Origin of the sequence: Mesorhizobium sp. M0119 (genome assembly GCF_040322615.1) — a bacterium.
GTDB lineage: Bacteria > Pseudomonadota > Alphaproteobacteria > Rhizobiales > Rhizobiaceae > Mesorhizobium.
Genome location: NZ_JAMYTU010000001.1, coordinates 131,821 through 147,216 on the forward strand (window position 1 = coordinate 131,821; position 15,396 = coordinate 147,216).

Annotated in this window: 14 protein-coding genes; 9 read left to right on the forward strand and 5 right to left on the reverse strand. The window is 61.8% G+C overall.

Translation table 11 applies throughout. The features are described from left to right. Positions 1–4: 4 nt before the first annotated feature. Positions 5–481 carry a ubiquinol-cytochrome c reductase iron-sulfur subunit gene (petA, locus tag NKJ40_RS00640; RefSeq protein WP_352463956.1) on the reverse strand — a complete coding sequence of 159 codons (477 nt, stop codon included), beginning with the start codon at positions 479–481 and terminating at the stop codon, positions 5–7. Between the two features lie 464 nt (positions 482–945). Here petA and NKJ40_RS00645 point away from each other — a divergent pair, with 464 nt between their 5' ends. The 9 genes from NKJ40_RS00645 to NKJ40_RS00685 all read left to right on the forward strand — a co-directional run bounded on the left by NKJ40_RS00645 (position 946) and on the right by NKJ40_RS00685 (position 10,363). Next, positions 946–1,530, forward strand: a complete 585-nt coding sequence (locus NKJ40_RS00645) for a glutathione binding-like protein (protein ID WP_352463957.1) — start codon at positions 946–948, stop codon at positions 1,528–1,530. Between the two features lie 337 nt (positions 1,531–1,867). Next, positions 1,868–2,923, forward strand: coding sequence for an alpha/beta fold hydrolase (locus tag NKJ40_RS00650; protein WP_352463958.1), 1,056 nt, complete (start codon positions 1,868–1,870; stop codon positions 2,921–2,923). Between the two features lie 68 nt (positions 2,924–2,991). Continuing rightward, a complete protein-coding gene (gene dgoD / locus NKJ40_RS00655) occupies positions 2,992–4,269 on the forward strand; it encodes a galactonate dehydratase (RefSeq protein WP_352464254.1) in 1,278 nt (425 codons plus the stop codon). Positions 4,270–4,274: 5 nt separating this feature from the next. Next, the gene (locus NKJ40_RS00660; protein WP_352463959.1) at positions 4,275–5,051 is read left to right on the forward strand and encodes an SDR family oxidoreductase; all 777 of its coding nucleotides are present in this window, start codon (positions 4,275–4,277) and stop codon (positions 5,049–5,051) included. A 30-nt stretch (positions 5,052–5,081) separates the two neighbouring features. Next, positions 5,082–6,065: a substrate-binding domain-containing protein gene (locus NKJ40_RS00665; RefSeq protein ID WP_352463960.1), complete on the forward strand. Its 984-nt coding sequence runs from the start codon at positions 5,082–5,084 to the stop codon at positions 6,063–6,065. 95 nt (positions 6,066–6,160) lie between these two features. Further along, the gene (locus NKJ40_RS00670; protein WP_352463961.1) at positions 6,161–7,681 is read left to right on the forward strand and encodes a sugar ABC transporter ATP-binding protein; all 1,521 of its coding nucleotides are present in this window, start codon (positions 6,161–6,163) and stop codon (positions 7,679–7,681) included. Then, positions 7,678–8,679, forward strand: a complete 1,002-nt coding sequence (locus NKJ40_RS00675) for an ABC transporter permease (RefSeq protein ID WP_352463962.1) — start codon at positions 7,678–7,680, stop codon at positions 8,677–8,679. The genes NKJ40_RS00670 and NKJ40_RS00675 overlap by 4 nt, the downstream gene beginning before the upstream one ends. A gap of 2 nt (positions 8,680–8,681) precedes the next feature. Next, positions 8,682–9,482 (forward strand): FadR/GntR family transcriptional regulator, encoded by an 801-nt coding sequence (locus NKJ40_RS00680; RefSeq protein WP_352463963.1) that lies wholly within the window; start codon positions 8,682–8,684, stop codon positions 9,480–9,482. 5 nt (positions 9,483–9,487) lie between these two features. Further along, positions 9,488–10,363 (forward strand): aldose 1-epimerase, encoded by an 876-nt coding sequence (locus NKJ40_RS00685; protein WP_352463964.1) that lies wholly within the window; start codon positions 9,488–9,490, stop codon positions 10,361–10,363. Between the two features lie 11 nt (positions 10,364–10,374). Here the strand turns inward: NKJ40_RS00685 and NKJ40_RS00690 are convergent, their stop codons facing one another. From NKJ40_RS00690 to NKJ40_RS00705, 4 genes are read right to left on the reverse strand one after another with little or no spacing between them, the layout of a single operon-like run. Continuing rightward, complete coding sequence (locus NKJ40_RS00690) at positions 10,375–10,878, reverse strand: sarcosine oxidase subunit gamma family protein (protein WP_352463965.1); 504 nt, start codon at positions 10,876–10,878, stop codon at positions 10,375–10,377. Then, positions 10,871–13,825 carry a sarcosine oxidase subunit alpha family protein gene (locus tag NKJ40_RS00695; RefSeq protein WP_352463966.1) on the reverse strand — a complete coding sequence of 985 codons (2,955 nt, stop codon included), beginning with the start codon at positions 13,823–13,825 and terminating at the stop codon, positions 10,871–10,873. Before NKJ40_RS00695 ends, NKJ40_RS00690 begins: the two co-directional genes overlap by 8 nt. Beyond that, a complete protein-coding gene (locus tag NKJ40_RS00700) occupies positions 13,822–14,118 on the reverse strand; it encodes a sarcosine oxidase subunit delta (protein ID WP_352463967.1) in 297 nt (98 codons plus the stop codon). Before NKJ40_RS00700 ends, NKJ40_RS00695 begins: the two co-directional genes overlap by 4 nt. 13 nt (positions 14,119–14,131) lie before the next feature. Then, positions 14,132–15,388 carry a sarcosine oxidase subunit beta family protein gene (locus NKJ40_RS00705; protein WP_352463968.1) on the reverse strand — a complete coding sequence of 419 codons (1,257 nt, stop codon included), beginning with the start codon at positions 15,386–15,388 and terminating at the stop codon, positions 14,132–14,134. Positions 15,389–15,396 lie beyond the last annotated feature (8 nt).

The window sequence follows — 15,396 nt, forward strand, 5'->3', positions numbered from 1 at the left end:
TGCCTTAACCGATGCGGATCTTGGTGTCGGAAACGAACTGGAACACCGGTACCGCCATGTTCTCGGGCGCCGGCCCCTTTCGGATGCGGCCGGCGGTGTCGTATTGAGAACCGTGACAAGGGCAGAGCCAGCCACCGAAATCGCCTTCCTGGCCATGCGGGATGCAGCCGAGATGGGTGCAGACCTGGACCATCACCACCCAGGCTTCCTTGCCCGGCATAGTTCGGTTGGCGTCGGTTGCCGGCGCATCGGCCGGCAGGTTGGCGTTGCGGGCAATTGGATCCTTGAACTCGGCGAGGCTGACTGCCTGGCCGTCCTTCCTCTCTTTTTCGGTGCGGTTGCGTATGACCACCGGCTTGCCGTGCCAGTCGACGATCAGCGACGTTCCCGGCGTCAGCGAGGAGACGTCGATCTCGATCGCGGCGGGCGCTTCGACGCTCAATGTGTGCTCGGCTTTGGAGGTTTCGGAAAAGTCGGCCATGATGGCGACTCCTATTGTTGGAAGCTGCTTCATCGCGTTGGTGGCAATCGAGCAAAAGCAGGCCACGGCTTTCGCCTTTCCAGTCTGCTTATGTCGCGCGAAATATGCCGGCCGTGGCCGGGTGTGAGCCATCGTGCCAACGGCACGTGCGTCCAATACTTTCGTTTAGGATTTCCTGAGCGAAGGACTGGCCGGGCTGTCGTTGATGCCATCACGGAAAATTCTGGATTCCTCCAGATAACCGTTGGCCACTGAGCTGGGATATGCCCCGGCATTGCGCACGGCGATCCCGAACTTCAGCCCGACCATACCTCGGCATAGGCACGTCTAGCTGTCGGTGTCGTAGTCGTCGTCTCCGCCAAGTGCGAGTTTCTGGAGCGGTTGCCTCGCGTGGCGCGGGGCAGGTTTTCCGCCCGGCGACGACCAATTGCGGAATTCAATCGGGTTTAGAAAAGGGAAAAGCGGTGAAACTCTACTACAGCCCTCTCGCCTGCAGCCTAGCGGACCACATCGCATTGGAAGAGGCCGGTGTTTCCTTCGAGCGCGAAAGTGTGAACCTCAAGACCAAACGAACAGGCTCCGGGGATGATTTCACTACCGTCACGCGCAAGGGCTACGTTCCAGCCCTCGTGCTGGATAGCGGCGAAACGCTGACGGAAAATATCGCCGTCCTCGACTGGATTGCGTCGCAATACCCGCCACTGGGAGTGGCGGGGCCGTTGGGCCGTACCCGCCTTCTCGAAGCGCTGGCCTACGTCTCAACTGAAATACACCGAAGCTTCAAGCCGATGTGGCACCAAAGCAGCGATGCCGAAAAGGCCAAGGCGAGCGTGACGATTACGAGCCAACTCGAGTTCTTCGCTGACGGGCTCGAGACCGACTATCTGTTCGGCGACAAACCCACCGTCGCGGATTTTTATCTTTTCGTGATGCTGCTTTGGGCGGCGCGCTTCCACGTCCCTGTTCCCGCGCCTTTGCAAGCGCTTCGCGCCCGAATGGCTGCCCGACCGGCTGTGCGCATCGCAATGGATCGTGAGGGCCTCGTCTAAAGCCGGGGGTGGCTCCGAGCACAAGATCAGACGCAACATATTCTCTCGCCCCAACAGAAGGTCAGGAGTCATTGTCATGCTGCCGTTTCTGCGGATGCTACATCCAGCCGCTTCCAAGCGCGGGGGTGGCCTACGTCTCGAATTTCTCCGGAGGGAAATCGAGGATACGCTGGACCTTACCGACATTCAGTCAGAGCTCGCCGCACGGCCCCTGGCGGAGTGGTTACAATCCTGGATTCGCCGCAGTCACCGTCGAAATAAGCCCAATATTTCCTGTCGGCCGGTGTGGCGGCCGGTCTAGTCGTTCCCGCTTGTTGGTCATCATAGAGGCTTCATCATGAATGCGAGTAAGGCTCCCGAGACGGTCGATCATCGCCGCCGGCGCATTGTTGGTGCAACAGCAATGACGTTCGCCGCCACCGAACTCGGCTTGAGCGCGCCGGCAGCCACTTGGATGGTCGAGGCGAGGGCATCTGCAACGCAAGCCACGCTGAAATCATTCGGCTCGCTCAGACGGGTCAATGCCGGAAAACTGAGCGTCGGATATGCGGAGCTGGGGCCCGCCGAAGGTGCCCCTGTGATCCTGCTTCATGGCTGGCCTTATGACATTCACACCTACACCGACGTCGCTCCTTTGCTTGCCGCAAAGGGGTACCGCGTGATCGTGCCCTACCTGCGCGGCTACGGCACTACCCGCTTCCTGTCGGACGAGACGATGCGCAACGGCCAGCAGTCGGCGCTCGCCGCGGATACGATTGCGCTGATGGATGCGCTGGGGATCGAAAAGGCCACGATCGCCGGCTGCGACTGGGGCGCCCGAACGGCCAATGTCGTTGCCGCCCTCTGGCCTGAGCGTTGCAACGCGATCGTCTCGGTGAGCGGCTATCTCATCGGAAATCAGCAGGTCGGCATGGTGCCGCTGCCACCGGAGGCGGAGCTTCAATGGTGGTATCAGTATTACTTCGCCACGGATCGCGGCCGCGCCGGCTACGAGAAATACACGCGCGATTTCGCCAAACTCATCTGGCAACTCGCTTCGCCGCGGTGGAATTTCGACGATGCGATCTTCCAGCGTAGCGCCGCAGCCCTGGACAACCCGGATCACGTCAGCATCGTCATTCACAATTACCGCTGGAGGCTCGGCCTGGCGCAGGGCGAACCGGAATATGACGGTCTGGAAAACCGGCTGGCCGAAGCTCCCGTGATCACAGTGCCGACCATTACCCTTGAGGGTGATGCCAATGGCGCACCCCATCCCGACAGCAGTTCCTACGCCAAGAAATTCTCGGGCAGATACACGCACCGGATCATCACCGGTGGTATCGGCCACAACTTGCCTCAAGAAGCCCCGCAAGCCTTTGCCCAGGCTGTCATCGACGTCGGCGAATACTGATCAGGCAAGCTGAGTGAGCTGCTGATGCCTGCGCTGGATGGGCGGCGAGGGCTTGATGGTTGCGCATTGTGCTGAACGTCGAGGCGCGGCGCTGGTCCACATCGATGTTGCGCTTGACTTGTAATAAGTCATACATATTGCCTCGAAAAAAGACGGCAGGTCTGGGAGGACCAATGAAAATCACGGCCATCAAGGCGCGCGTCTGCAATGCGGAAATGCGCAACTGGGTCTTCGTTCGCGTCGAGACCGACGAGCCCGGCCTGTTTGGCTGGGGTGAGGCAACGCTGGAATGGAAGACCCGAGCCGTCGTTGGGGCGCTTCAGGATCTTGAAGCCCTGCTCATCGGGCAAGATCCGCGCAATGTGGAGCAGTGCTACCAGATACTTACGCGGCACGGCTTTTGGCGTCTCGGCGTTGAGGGAATGTCCGCCGTCAGCGGCATCGAGATCGCGCTCTGGGACATCCTGGGCAAGTCTTTGGGCGTCCCCCTCTGGCGCCTTTTGGGCGGCCAGGTCCGCAACTATCTGCGCACCTACACCCATCTCGGCCTCGGGGACATGAAGGCGGTCTATGAGACCGGATCCGTGGATGCCATCGTGGAACGCGGACGCATCGTGACGCAAGCAGGCTACGATGCGGTCAAGGTCGTCTGCATTCCCTACACCCACTACGTATCGCCCGCCAAGGCAGTCGACTCCGTTGCCAACATGGTTGGCTCACTTCGCGAGGCGGTAGGCCCGGATATCGACATCATGGTCGATTTCCACGGACGCCCTGCATCGGTTAACGCGGCGATGGATTACCTCAAGGCAATCGAGCCGGCCCGCATCATGTTCGCGGAAGAGCCCGTTCCACCCGAAGATGTTGCCGGACTGGCGCATATTACGGCGCGATCGGCCGTGCCGATCGCGTCCGGCGAGCGGCTGATCGGGCGCCGCGAATTCACGCACTCGATCGCAGCCCGCGCCTTCAACATTGCCCAGCCTGATATTTGCCACACTGGCGGTCTGCTCGAGACAAAGAAGATCGCGGCCATGGCGGAAACCGCAGGCATCGGCCTTGCGCCGCACAACCCGCTCGGTCCGATCGCCGGTGTGGCTGCTCTTCATTTCGGCATATCGACGCCAAACGTTGTCATTCAGGAGGAGATGTCCGGTGCCGTCTCCTGGTACGACGACGTCGTCACCTGGCCAATTCAGCGTAAACCAGGCCGCTGGGATCTGCCCGAACTGCCGGGCCTTGGCGTCACCGTCAATGAGGACGTGATCGCGCGCCACCCCTTCAAGCAGGAAGTGCTGCATGCCCGCAATGCCGTCATGCCGGACGGCACCGTGGTGGACTGGTGAATGCAATGGCGGGTCGGCTGCAAGGAAAGATCGCAATCATCACGGGCGCCGGCCAAGGCATCGGTGCCGCCACCGCCCGCGCCTTTGCAACACATGGGGCAAAGATCGTCATTGCTGAACTGAATGCGGCAAGCGGGAAAGCGGTCGCCGACGAATTGCGTGCCCAGGGCGCGGACGCCCTGTTCATCGAGACGGACGTCACCGACGCATCCGCAGTCGCGGACATGATCGCGCGGACGATCACGGCCTATGGCGGCGTCGACATTCTGGTCAACAATGCCGGTGCCAACGTCTTCTACGAACCATTGATGATGCCGGATGAGGAATGGGAGCGCTGCCTCAAGCTCGACCTCCAGGCCGCGTGGTTCTGCGCCAAGGCGGTTTTGCCGACGATGCTGGCGAACGGCTCGGGGTCCATCGTCAACATAGCGAGCTGTCACGCGTTCCAGATCATTCCCCATACATTTCCGTACCCGGTCGCCAAGCATGCGCTTCTGGGCCTCACCCGCTCGCTCGCCATTGAATATGCCGCGCGCGGCATCCGGGTGAACGCGATCGCCCCCGGCTATATCGAGACGCCGATCGCGGAAGCCTACTGGAACACATTCCCGAACCCCGCCGAGGAGAAGCGGCGAGCCTACGACCTCCATCCGCCCAAGCGTATTGGCCGGCCGGACGAGGTTGCAATGACGGCGGTTTTCCTCGCTTCGGACGAAGCGCCGTTCATAAATGCCGAGACGATCACCATCGATGGTGGGCGCTCGGTTCTCTACCACGACTAGCAACCACCATAGAGCTCAGGGAGGATCTTCATGAAAACCACAACAAAGGCTTTGGCGACATTTGCGGTACTGGCTGCCGGACTGATGAGTAGCGCAGCAAGCGCGGACGATATCAAGATCGGCTACATCAACAAGATGGGAGACCATCCATGGTTCGTCGCCGAAGTCGGCGGCGCCAAGAAAGCGGCGGAGGCGGCAGGGGCCGCGTTGGTGTCGCAGGACGTCCAGTTCGACGCCAATTTGACGATCACCACCTTCGACACGATGGTCGGCGACGGTGTGAAGGGAATCGCCATCGTCGTCCCCGACAAGGCGCTGGGACCGGTCATCGCGGAGAAAGCAAAGGCCGCAAAAATTCCCTTGGTGGCGGTGGACGACGATATCTACTACCAGGATGGCACCCAGGTCCCCTATGTCGGCATGAATGCCTACAACATCGGTGCGCGGGTGGGCGAAGAGCTTGCCAAGCTCTACAAGGCTGATGGCTGGGCGGGCAAAGAGGTGCGCATCGCTTCGATCGAGGACCGCAAGGCTGATACCTGCATGCAGCGCAACAAGGGCGCGGAAGAAGCGTTCTTGAAGGCGGTGCCCGATTTCAAGCCGGGCAACATCGTTCGCGTCCCCTACGATAACACGATGGTCAACGCCATCGACGTGATGACCACCACACTGACGGCCAATCCCAGCGTCACGAACTGGATATTCTATTCATGCAACGATGATGGCGTGCTGGGTGGTGCGCGAGCACTGGAGAATGCCGGCTATTCAGCAGACCAGGGCATGGGGATCGGCATCGACGGGAGCCGTGCCTGCGACGCTTTCGGATCCGGAAAGCCCTCGGCATTCCGCGGCACGATGTGGCTCAATTCGGCAAATCACGGCGCATTGGCGGTGAAGATCTTGTTGGCCTCCATCAAGGATGGAACCAAGCTACCCGTGCAATCCTTCACCGATCCGGAATACATCACTGCCGACAATTTTGCGTCGGACTACAAAGCCAAGCTCTGCCACTGAACCAGATATGCGTCATGCGCCGCAGGCGCATGACGCTTTTTGGGCCGGCAGTTCGTCCGCAGGCACACGGGATCGATCCTCGGGAGTGAGCTTTGATGCAATCGGATTTCTTCTCGCTCGATAGGATATCGAAGCGCTTCGGCGTCGTGCAGGCGCTCGACAATGTCTCGATTGCCTTTCGGCCAGGAGAGGTGCTTGCCCTGGTTGGCGAGAATGGCGCCGGCAAGTCGACAATGATGCGAATTCTCGAGGGCGTGTTCGCACCGGACACCGGCATCGTGCTGCATGGCTCCACGCCGATCGTTTTCAGCGAACCGCGCGACAGCCACAGAGCCGGAATACGCGTCATCCATCAGGAACCGGAGATCGTTCCGAACCTGACCGTGGCCGAGAACATTTTCGTCGGCGAACTGCCGCGGCTGGCAGGCGTCCTGCTCGACTGGCACAGGCTCGAGGACCAGACCGATAAGGTGCTTGCGACCTTCGGCATGCAGCAGGATATGCGGCCGCGTCAACTCTGCAGCACACTCGGTCCGGCACAGCGCCAGATGATCGAAATCATGCGCGCCATACGTGCCGGCGGCCGGCTGATCGCATTTGATGAGCCAACCTCGTCGCTGACCGACGACGAAGCGCGCCGTCTGTTTTCAGTAATTCGCCGGCTGCGCGAAGAGGGCACTTCGATCGTCTACATCTCTCACAGGCTGAACGAGGTCATCGACCTTGCGGATCGCATTGTCGTGTTGCGGGACGGCCGGCTGATCGATGATTCCCCCGCGGCCGGTGCCAGTGAGCAGACCATAGCCAAGCTCATGGTCGGCCGCGACATTGCAGATCTGTTTACGCGCGAGACGTGGCAATCGGGGCAACCGTTGCTGGAGGTGACGCGCCTGACCACCGACCACGTCACCGATGTGAGCCTCAAGGTCCGCCATGGCGAGGTGCTCGGCATTGCCGGCCTTATGGGTGCGGGTCGATCCGAGTTGGCAAAGGCGATTGTCGGCTATGACAGGCGTCTCGACGGAGGCATAATGATGAATGGGGTGCCCGTTGGCCCTAACAGTCCGCATGCAGCGATCGTGGCGGGCATCGGCTTTGCCCCAGAAGACCGCAAGCACGAGGCGCTGCTGTTGTTCCGAAGCATTCTTGATAACGCCTCGCTTTGCGTGCCCGACAGAACGTCGACCTTCGGCTTCTTCAACCGGCGCAAGGCACTGGAGATCGTCTCACCGCTTGCAGCAAAGATGTCGATCAAGGCGCCCAACCTCGACGAACAGGTTTCCAAACTGTCGGGTGGCAATCAACAGAAGGTCGTTCTCGCGCGCTGGCTTGCGCGGCAGCCGATGCTTCTCATCCTCGACGAGCCGACCCGCGGCATCGACATCGGCGCCAAGGCGGAAATCTACCGCCTGATCGACGAACTCGCCGCCAGCGGCATCGGCATAATCCTGATTTCCTCGGAAATGCCGGAACTGATCGGGCTCGCCGACAGGGTGCTTGTCATGGCTGGAGGTCGGATCACGGCCGAACTTTCCCGCCCTGACATCGACGAGACCACGATCCTGAAATACGCCATGCCGCAATCTGTAGCATCGCTCGGAGGACAAATTCAGTGAACAGCCTTGAGCTCACGACAGCAACAACACAAACCGGAAAAAGGCGCGCTTCCTTGCGCATCGCAGAGCGCATCGGCATTCACAACATAAGTCTTCTTGTTGCTCTCGCCATTCTCGTGCTCATTTTCGGCACCCTGAGAGGCGACGTGTTCTTCTCGAGCCGAAACCTGCTGAACATCGGTCTGGGCATCACCATCCTGGGCGTCCTGGCGATGAGTCAGACCGTGGTCATCGTCGCCGGCGGGCTTGATATTGCGGTCGGCGCAATTGTCGGTCTGACCACAGTATCGACGGCAATGGCCATCCAGGCCACCGGATCACCCGCCGCGGGCATTCTTGCCGGCCTGGTCCTGGGCGGTCTTGCCGGCCTCGTGAACGGCATCATCATCACCTATGGGCGCGTCAACGCTGTCATCGCGACTCTCGGTACGATGGCGATCTTCCGCGGCATCGCGTTCATCATATCCGATGGGCAATCGATCGCGATTTTCAGCGACACTTTCCGCTTCATCGGGATCGGACGAATCTTCGGCCTGCCTCTGCTGATCTGGATTCTTTTGCTGACCGCGATCGTGTTCCATCTCTTCCTTGCCCGCTCGATCGTTGGCCGCAACATCTATGCCCTGGGCGGCAATCCCGTTGTCGCACGCTTCTCCGGCATCAATATCAACCGCTACCGCGTCGGCATCTACATCATGAGTGGAGTGGCAGCCGGATTGGCCGGGATTCTGTTGGCTGCCCGTACCGGCTCGGGCCAGCCCGTATCCGGATCCCAAGGTCTGGAACTCGAGGCCATCACAGCGGCCGTGCTGGGTGGCTGCGCGTTGCAGGGCGGGAAGGGTACGATCATCGGCGCGCTGCTGGGCGTCGCCATCATTGGCGTCCTCAACAACGGAATGATACTGACGTCCGTGCCAACCTTCTATCAGTTGCTTGCCAAGGGCTCGCTGCTGATACTTGCTGTGGTAATTGCCGAGTACCACTTGAACAGGACATGACGATGGACGCGGCGATCGCTTCGACTGGCCAAGGCACGCAGGACATTCCTGCCGCAGAGGGCGCCACGTCATCGCTCAAGGATCGCATCGCACGCGATCTCGGACAGCGAATCCTCGCCGGCTCCTACGCGCAGCACTCCGTCCTGCCGACGGAAGCCGAACTTTGCGTCATCTACGGGGCGAGCCGCACCGCGCTTCGCGATGCTCTTCTGACGCTTTCGGCGAAAGGATTGATCGAGGCACGCAAGCGGGCCGGGACGCGTGTGCGCGTGTCGAGCGAATGGAACAGGCTGGATGCACAGGTTTTGGAATGGATGCGCGATATCGAGCCCGATCTCGATTTCGTCCGCGGATTGATCGAGGCGCGGCTGGTCATTGAACCCGCTGCCGCCCAACTTGCGGCCAAGATGGCGACGTCAGGCGATCTCGCAGTCATCGAAGCGGCGTATGAAGCCATGCGCATTGCTCCGCAGGATGACCTTGCTGCGTGTCTCGATGCCGACGTCAGGTTTCATACGGCCATCCTTCGTGCCAGCCGCAACCCGGTATTCGCCAATCTCGGCAATATGCTTGCGGCCGCCCTCAGCTTCTCCTTCCGCTTGACCACATCGGCCACCGCTAATTACCAGCAGACACTGAGCGCGCATGGCGACGTGCTGGAGGCAATTAGGATGCGCAGGGCCGACGACGCTCACGATCAGATGAAGGCGCTCATCGGGATCGCGTCGAACGACCTTCTTGCAGTGGCTCGCAAAGGCCGCCATCAACAGCCGATCGCCGCTGCCAAGGCCGATACCGTCTGAAGCTGATGGTCGGGACGATCAAGATCAGAAGCGGAGACCTGTCCGCTGAAATCGTCCCGTCGCTTGGGGCAGGTCTTGCGAGACTGGACTATGGGCGCGTGCCGATCTTCCGGCCTTGGCCAAACGGCGGGAGCAGCAACCCGGTCGATCTTGCCTGCAACTTGCTTTTGCCGTGGTCAAATCGCATCTCAGGCGGCGGATTCACATTCGACTCCAAATTCCACGAACTGCCTGCCAATGTTGCAGGCGAGCCATTTCCCATTCACGGCAATGGATTTTCGCGCGAGTGGGACGTCGACAGCGTAGCGCAAGACAACGCAAAGCTGTCCCTCATCAGCAACGGACCCGGCCCATATCGATATCGCGCCGAGGTGAGCTACGCTCTGACCGGACAGGGGCTCGAGCTGAAGCTTCGCATCGTCAATCGGGCATCGATCAGATTGCCGTTCGGGCTTGGCATCCATCCATGGTTCCCGAGAACGGCACGAACCGCGCTTCATGCGCCGGCCTCGCAGGTTTGTCTCGAACTGCTCAACCATCTCCCCGAACGGTTTGTGGATATCAAAACCCGTCCCGATTGGGATTTCGGCGCCCCAGTCGTGTTGCCGAGTGGATGGATAAACAATCTGTTTGCCGATTGGAACGGCGTCGCCACCATATCGTGGCCGGAGCACAGTTGCAGCCTGCGGATCGAAGCTTCATCGCCCTTGAATTTTTACCTGGTCTATTCGCCATCGAAGGAGAGCGACTTCTTCTGTTTTGAACCGCTCAGTCATGCTGTCGATGCTCACAATCGTGGTTCGATCGACAAATGGAATGGACTGTCGGTGCTTGGGCCTGGCGAGAGCCTGGCAGCCCGTTGCAGCTTCGCCGTCCGTTAAACCGATATTGGCTAGCCATCGGCAATCCAATCCGAGAGGCTGCGGGCAAAACTTCGCGGCACGAAGAGTTCGCACGCGGTCTCGCCGGTGCGCAGGAAGAGCACGGGCACGTGATGGAAGGATGTTTGCACGGCGCGGCCCGGAGCGGCGGTCGGCGCGTGCCAGTCGACGGCAATGCAGCCGGACAGAAGCCTTGCGATGTCAAGGCCGGCCATTTTCAAACGAACACGACCTTCGCCGAGGGGAACGGAACAGCCGAGATCGGGGTCGACGATAAGCGCGGGCGCTTGCGCGTCTTCGTCGAGAACCAGCCAGAGGCGGCGAGGTGCAACGCGGATAATTAGAAGCCCCTTGTGGCGAACCGTCTCTCCGACTGAAGCGGGAAGTTTCTTGCCGAGCGACGCCGAGACGCTCTTTTCGAATTGCGTCAGTGTCGCGTCCCAGCCCTCGATCTGGATAAGCGGACAATCTGCCACGGACAGGCTGAAATCCCGAGAAGAGGTCAAGCTAGCCATGCAGCCGTTCTCCCTGTGGATCGACGAATACCGGCGAGACAATGCGGGCGCGAACCGTTTCGGCCTTCATCGGATAGACCGCAACGACCTCGCTTCCTTCTGCCGCAACATCGCCGGCAAGCAGTGCCAGACCGACATAATGGCCGCGTTCGGGGCTGAAAGTGACGGAGGTGACGCGACCGCGCCCATGGCCGTAGGGTTTCTCATCCGGCAGGAACAGGATGGCGCCGCCGCGCAGGCGCTTTCCGTTCTCGACGCATTCCAGTCCGACCAAGCGCTGCCGGTTGGGCGCCTGGAGGGCAGGGCGCCGTCGCAGGACGTCGCCGACGAAGCTGCTGCGCTTGCCGACCATGCGGCCGAGGCCGAGATCGTCGAGTGTCGTGCGCCCATCGATCTCCGGTCCGGCGACATGGCCCTTTTCGACGCGCAGCGCGCCAAGCGCCTCGACGCCGTAAGGCTTCAGGTCGAACGGTCTGCCGGCTTCGAGCAGACGGCTCCAGAGCTGTTCGCCGGCAGTGGCGCCGACATAGACTTCGTAAGCGCGCTCGCCGGAATAACTGAGACGCAGGATGCGGAGCGCACGGTCCTCCCACTCGCTTTCGAGTAGTCTCATGTGCGGAAGTGCCTCATCGGAAACGTCAAGACCAGGAAAAGCAGCACCGAGGATTGCGCGGCTTTTCGGTCCGGCAACCGACATCGCTGCCCATTCGTCACTTACCGAGGTCACTGCCACACGCAAATCCGGCCAGGCCGTGTCGAGCAGGAATTCGAGACGCGACAGCACATCGGCGGCCTTGGCCGTCGAAGTGGTCATGAAGAACCGGTTTTCCGCGAGCCGCGTCGTGGTGCCGTCGTCGAAGACAATGCCGTCGTCGCGCAGCATGACACTGTAGCGGGCGCGGCCTACCGCCAGTTTGGCAAAGCCGTTGGCGTAGACGCGATCCAGGAACATCGCCGCATCCGGGCCCTGGACATCGATCTTGCCAAGGGTGGAAATGTCCATAAGGCCCGCCGCCTGACGTGCGGTACGCATTTCGGCGACATAGGCCTCGTTCACGTCGCGCCCCGACTGCCGGTAGAAATAGGGCCGCATCCAGAGCCCGACCTCGAGCATCTCGGCGCCGTTCGCCATGTGCCAGTCGTGCATCGGCGTGCGGCGGATCGGCTTGAAATGATGGCCGATGGCGCGCCCGGCAAGCGCACCGATGGAAACCGGCGTATAGGGCGGGCGGAAGGTCGTGACGCCGGTCTCGTGAATCGTTGCGTTGCGCAGCGCTGCGATGGTGGCAAGTGCGGGAAAATTGCTGGTCTTGCCCTGATCGGTGCCCATGCCGAGCGTGGTGTAGCGCTTCAGATGCTCGACCGATTCATAGCCCTCGCGATGGGCGAGTTCGATATCCCCGGTCGTCACATCCATCTGGAAATCGACGAAGGCTTTTCCGCGTCCGACCGACGGGATTTCGCGAAGTGAAATCGTGGCGGTCTCGCCGAGATCGAGTCTGGACGGATCGGGCACCGGCGCCGACTTGCCGCAGGAGACTGCCGCGTCGATGCCGGCGCGATGACCGTCCTCGATGGCTTCGGCAGTTGCATGGGCCCCCATCATCGCGCCGGCGCCGAACCGGCCGGCCGGAAACGCGCCCGGCACGAAGCCGCCGATGTCGTCGCGATAGACAGGTTTGACACCAAGGTGCGAGGTGAGATGCACGGTTGGCGACCAGCCGCCGGACACGCAGACCAGGTCGCAGGCGGCCGAGGACGGGCCGTCCGGCCCGTTGAGCGTTGTGTCCCTGACGGCATGGCCGCCACGCAGGTCGACGATCCGCGTCCCGGCCCGTATCATTACGCCGAGCCGTGCGGCTTCTGCGGCAAGTGCTGCGGGCGGGACTGCGCGCAGATCCGCAATCGTCACCTTCGCGCCGGCTACGGCATAGTCGAAGGCGGTGCGCCAGGCACCGTCATTGTTGGTGGCGACGACGATTTTTTTGCCCGGCAGGACGGCGAATCGATTGAGATAGGTCCGGGCGGCCGAGGCAAGCATGACACCGGGCCGGTCATTGTTCGAGAACACCATCGGCCGCTCGATGGCGCCGGTGGCGAAAACGATCGAACGGGCGCGCAGCATGGTGACCGTTTGCCGGGCCTCGCCATTCGGCAGCGGATCGGTTGGATCGCGCTGTTCGACCAGTCCAAGGACATTGCCGTCATAGCTGCCGAAAGCGGTCGTCCGCTTCATCAGCGCGACGGTTTCGAAGCCCTCCAACTCGGCCTCGGCCTGCCTCAGCCATGAGGCCGCTGCGCTGTCGGACGGTTCCGCCAGAAGCTGGCCGCCAAGCAGGAAATCCTGCTCGATCAGCGCGACCCGCGCGCCGGCCGCGGCGGCCGCCCGCGCCGCCGACAATCCCGCCGGGCCGCCGCCGACGATGGCGACATCGGCGAAGGCATGACGAACCTCGTAGCGGTCGGGATCAGCGTCGGTGCCGGCCCTACCCAGGCCGGCCGCCTTGCGGATGAAATGTTCGTAGAACATCCAGGCGCGGCGCGTCGGGCCCATGAAGGTCTTGTAGTAGAAGCCGGCGGACAGAAATGGTGCCAACAGCCCGTTGACGCTTTGCACGTCGAAGGCAAGCGATGGCCAGCGGTTCTGACTCTCCACGACCATGCCGTCGGCGAGTTCCAGTGTCGTCGCCGGCAGGTTCGGCTCGCGCCTGCCGGCGCTCCCGAGCGTAACCAGCGCATTCGGCTCTTCGGGCCCGGCGGAAAAAATGCCGCGCGGTCGATGATATTTGAAGCTGCGACCGACCAGGGTGACGCCATTGGCGAGCAGCGCGGAGGCAAGCGTGTCGCCGCGATATCCAGCCAGCTTGCGGCCGTCGAAAGTAAACTCGACCGGCTGCTCGCGGACGATGCGGCCACCCACCGACAGTCGTTTGCGGTTCGAACTCATGCCGGTGATTTCCTGAGAGTTGATTTCGTGGCCCGCAATTTTCTGGCGAAGTCGACGGCTGTGATGGCGTGGTTGCGTGTGTCGCGTTCGACCACCAGCCATTGCCGGCAACCGGTCACGTGTTGCCAGAATTCACGGTGCAGGCCGGCCGGGTTTGTCCTGACATAGACATAACGGTACCAGGCCTCCGGATCGGGATCGTCATGGGCCGGACGCGTGACCGAGGCATCGCCGCCATAGCGGAACTCGTCATGGTCGCGCGGGCCGCAGCAGGGGCATTCGATGCGCAGCATTTTGTTCCGCCTCCTATTGCAGCCAGGCGGAAGGACCGACGCCGGCTTCGTCGAGCGTGTGGCCGGTGCGGAAACGATCGAGCCCGTAGGCCGCGATCAAGGGATGCGACTTGCCGGTGGCGATCGTGTGGGCGAAGCACCAGCCGGAAGCCGGCGTCGCCTTGAAGCCGCCATAGCACCAGCCGCCGTTGAGATAGAGGCCGTCGATCGGCGTCGGGCAGATGATCGGGCTGGCATCGGGGGTCATGTCCATGACGCCGCCCCAGTGGCGCAGCAGGCGGACGCGCGAAATGCACGGCATCAGCGCAATGGCCGCCTCCGCCACCTCGCGCACGACGCCGAGATTGCCGCGCTGGGCGTAGGAATTGTAGCCGTCGAGACTGCCGCCAAAGACCAGCCCGCCCTTGTCCGACTGGCTGACGTAGAAATGGTCGGCACCGTAGGCGACGACGTGATCTACCAGCGGCTTCAGCGGCTCGGTGACGAAAGCTTGCAGCACATGGCTGTCGATCGGCAGTTCAAGCCCAGCCTTGGCGCCGAGCACGGATGTGTGGCCAGCGACCGCGAGGCCGACCTTGCCGGCGTTGATCCGGCCCTTCGTCGTTTCGACGCCGACGATGCTGTCGCCGTCGCGGACAAAGCCTGTCACTTCGCAGTTCTGGATGATGTCGACGCCATGGCCGTCGGCGGCGCGCGCATAGCCCCAGGCCACGGCGTCATGGCGCGCCGTGCCCGCCCGGCCCTGGAAAATGGCGCCATGGATAGGAAAGCGGGCGGTGTCGGAAAAATCGAGGTAAGGCACCAGCCGGCACACTTCTTCGCGGTCGAGGATATCGGCATCGATGCCGTTCAGCCGCATGACATTGGCGCGGTGGCTGAAGCTGTCGAGCTGATCGGCCGAATGCGCGGTGACGAGCTGGCCGCGCTGGGAAAACATGACGTTGAAATTCAGCGCCTGCGACATGCCCTCCCAAAGCTTCATCGAGAATTCGTAGAACTGGGTGTTGCCGTCGAGCAGGTAGTTGGAGCGGATGACGGTGGTGTTGCGGCCGACATTGCCGCCGCCGACATAACCTTTTTCGAGCACCGCGACGTTGCGGATGCCGTGGTTCTCCGCGAGGTAGAAGGCGGTAGCGAGGCCGTGTCCACCGCCGCCAACAACGATCACGTCATAGGACGGTTTTGGCTCCGCCGCACGCCAGGCGCGCTGCCAGTTCTTCTGGCCGGACAGCGCGTTGCGTAAAATCGAAAATGCCGAATAGCGCGCCATGCGTGCGG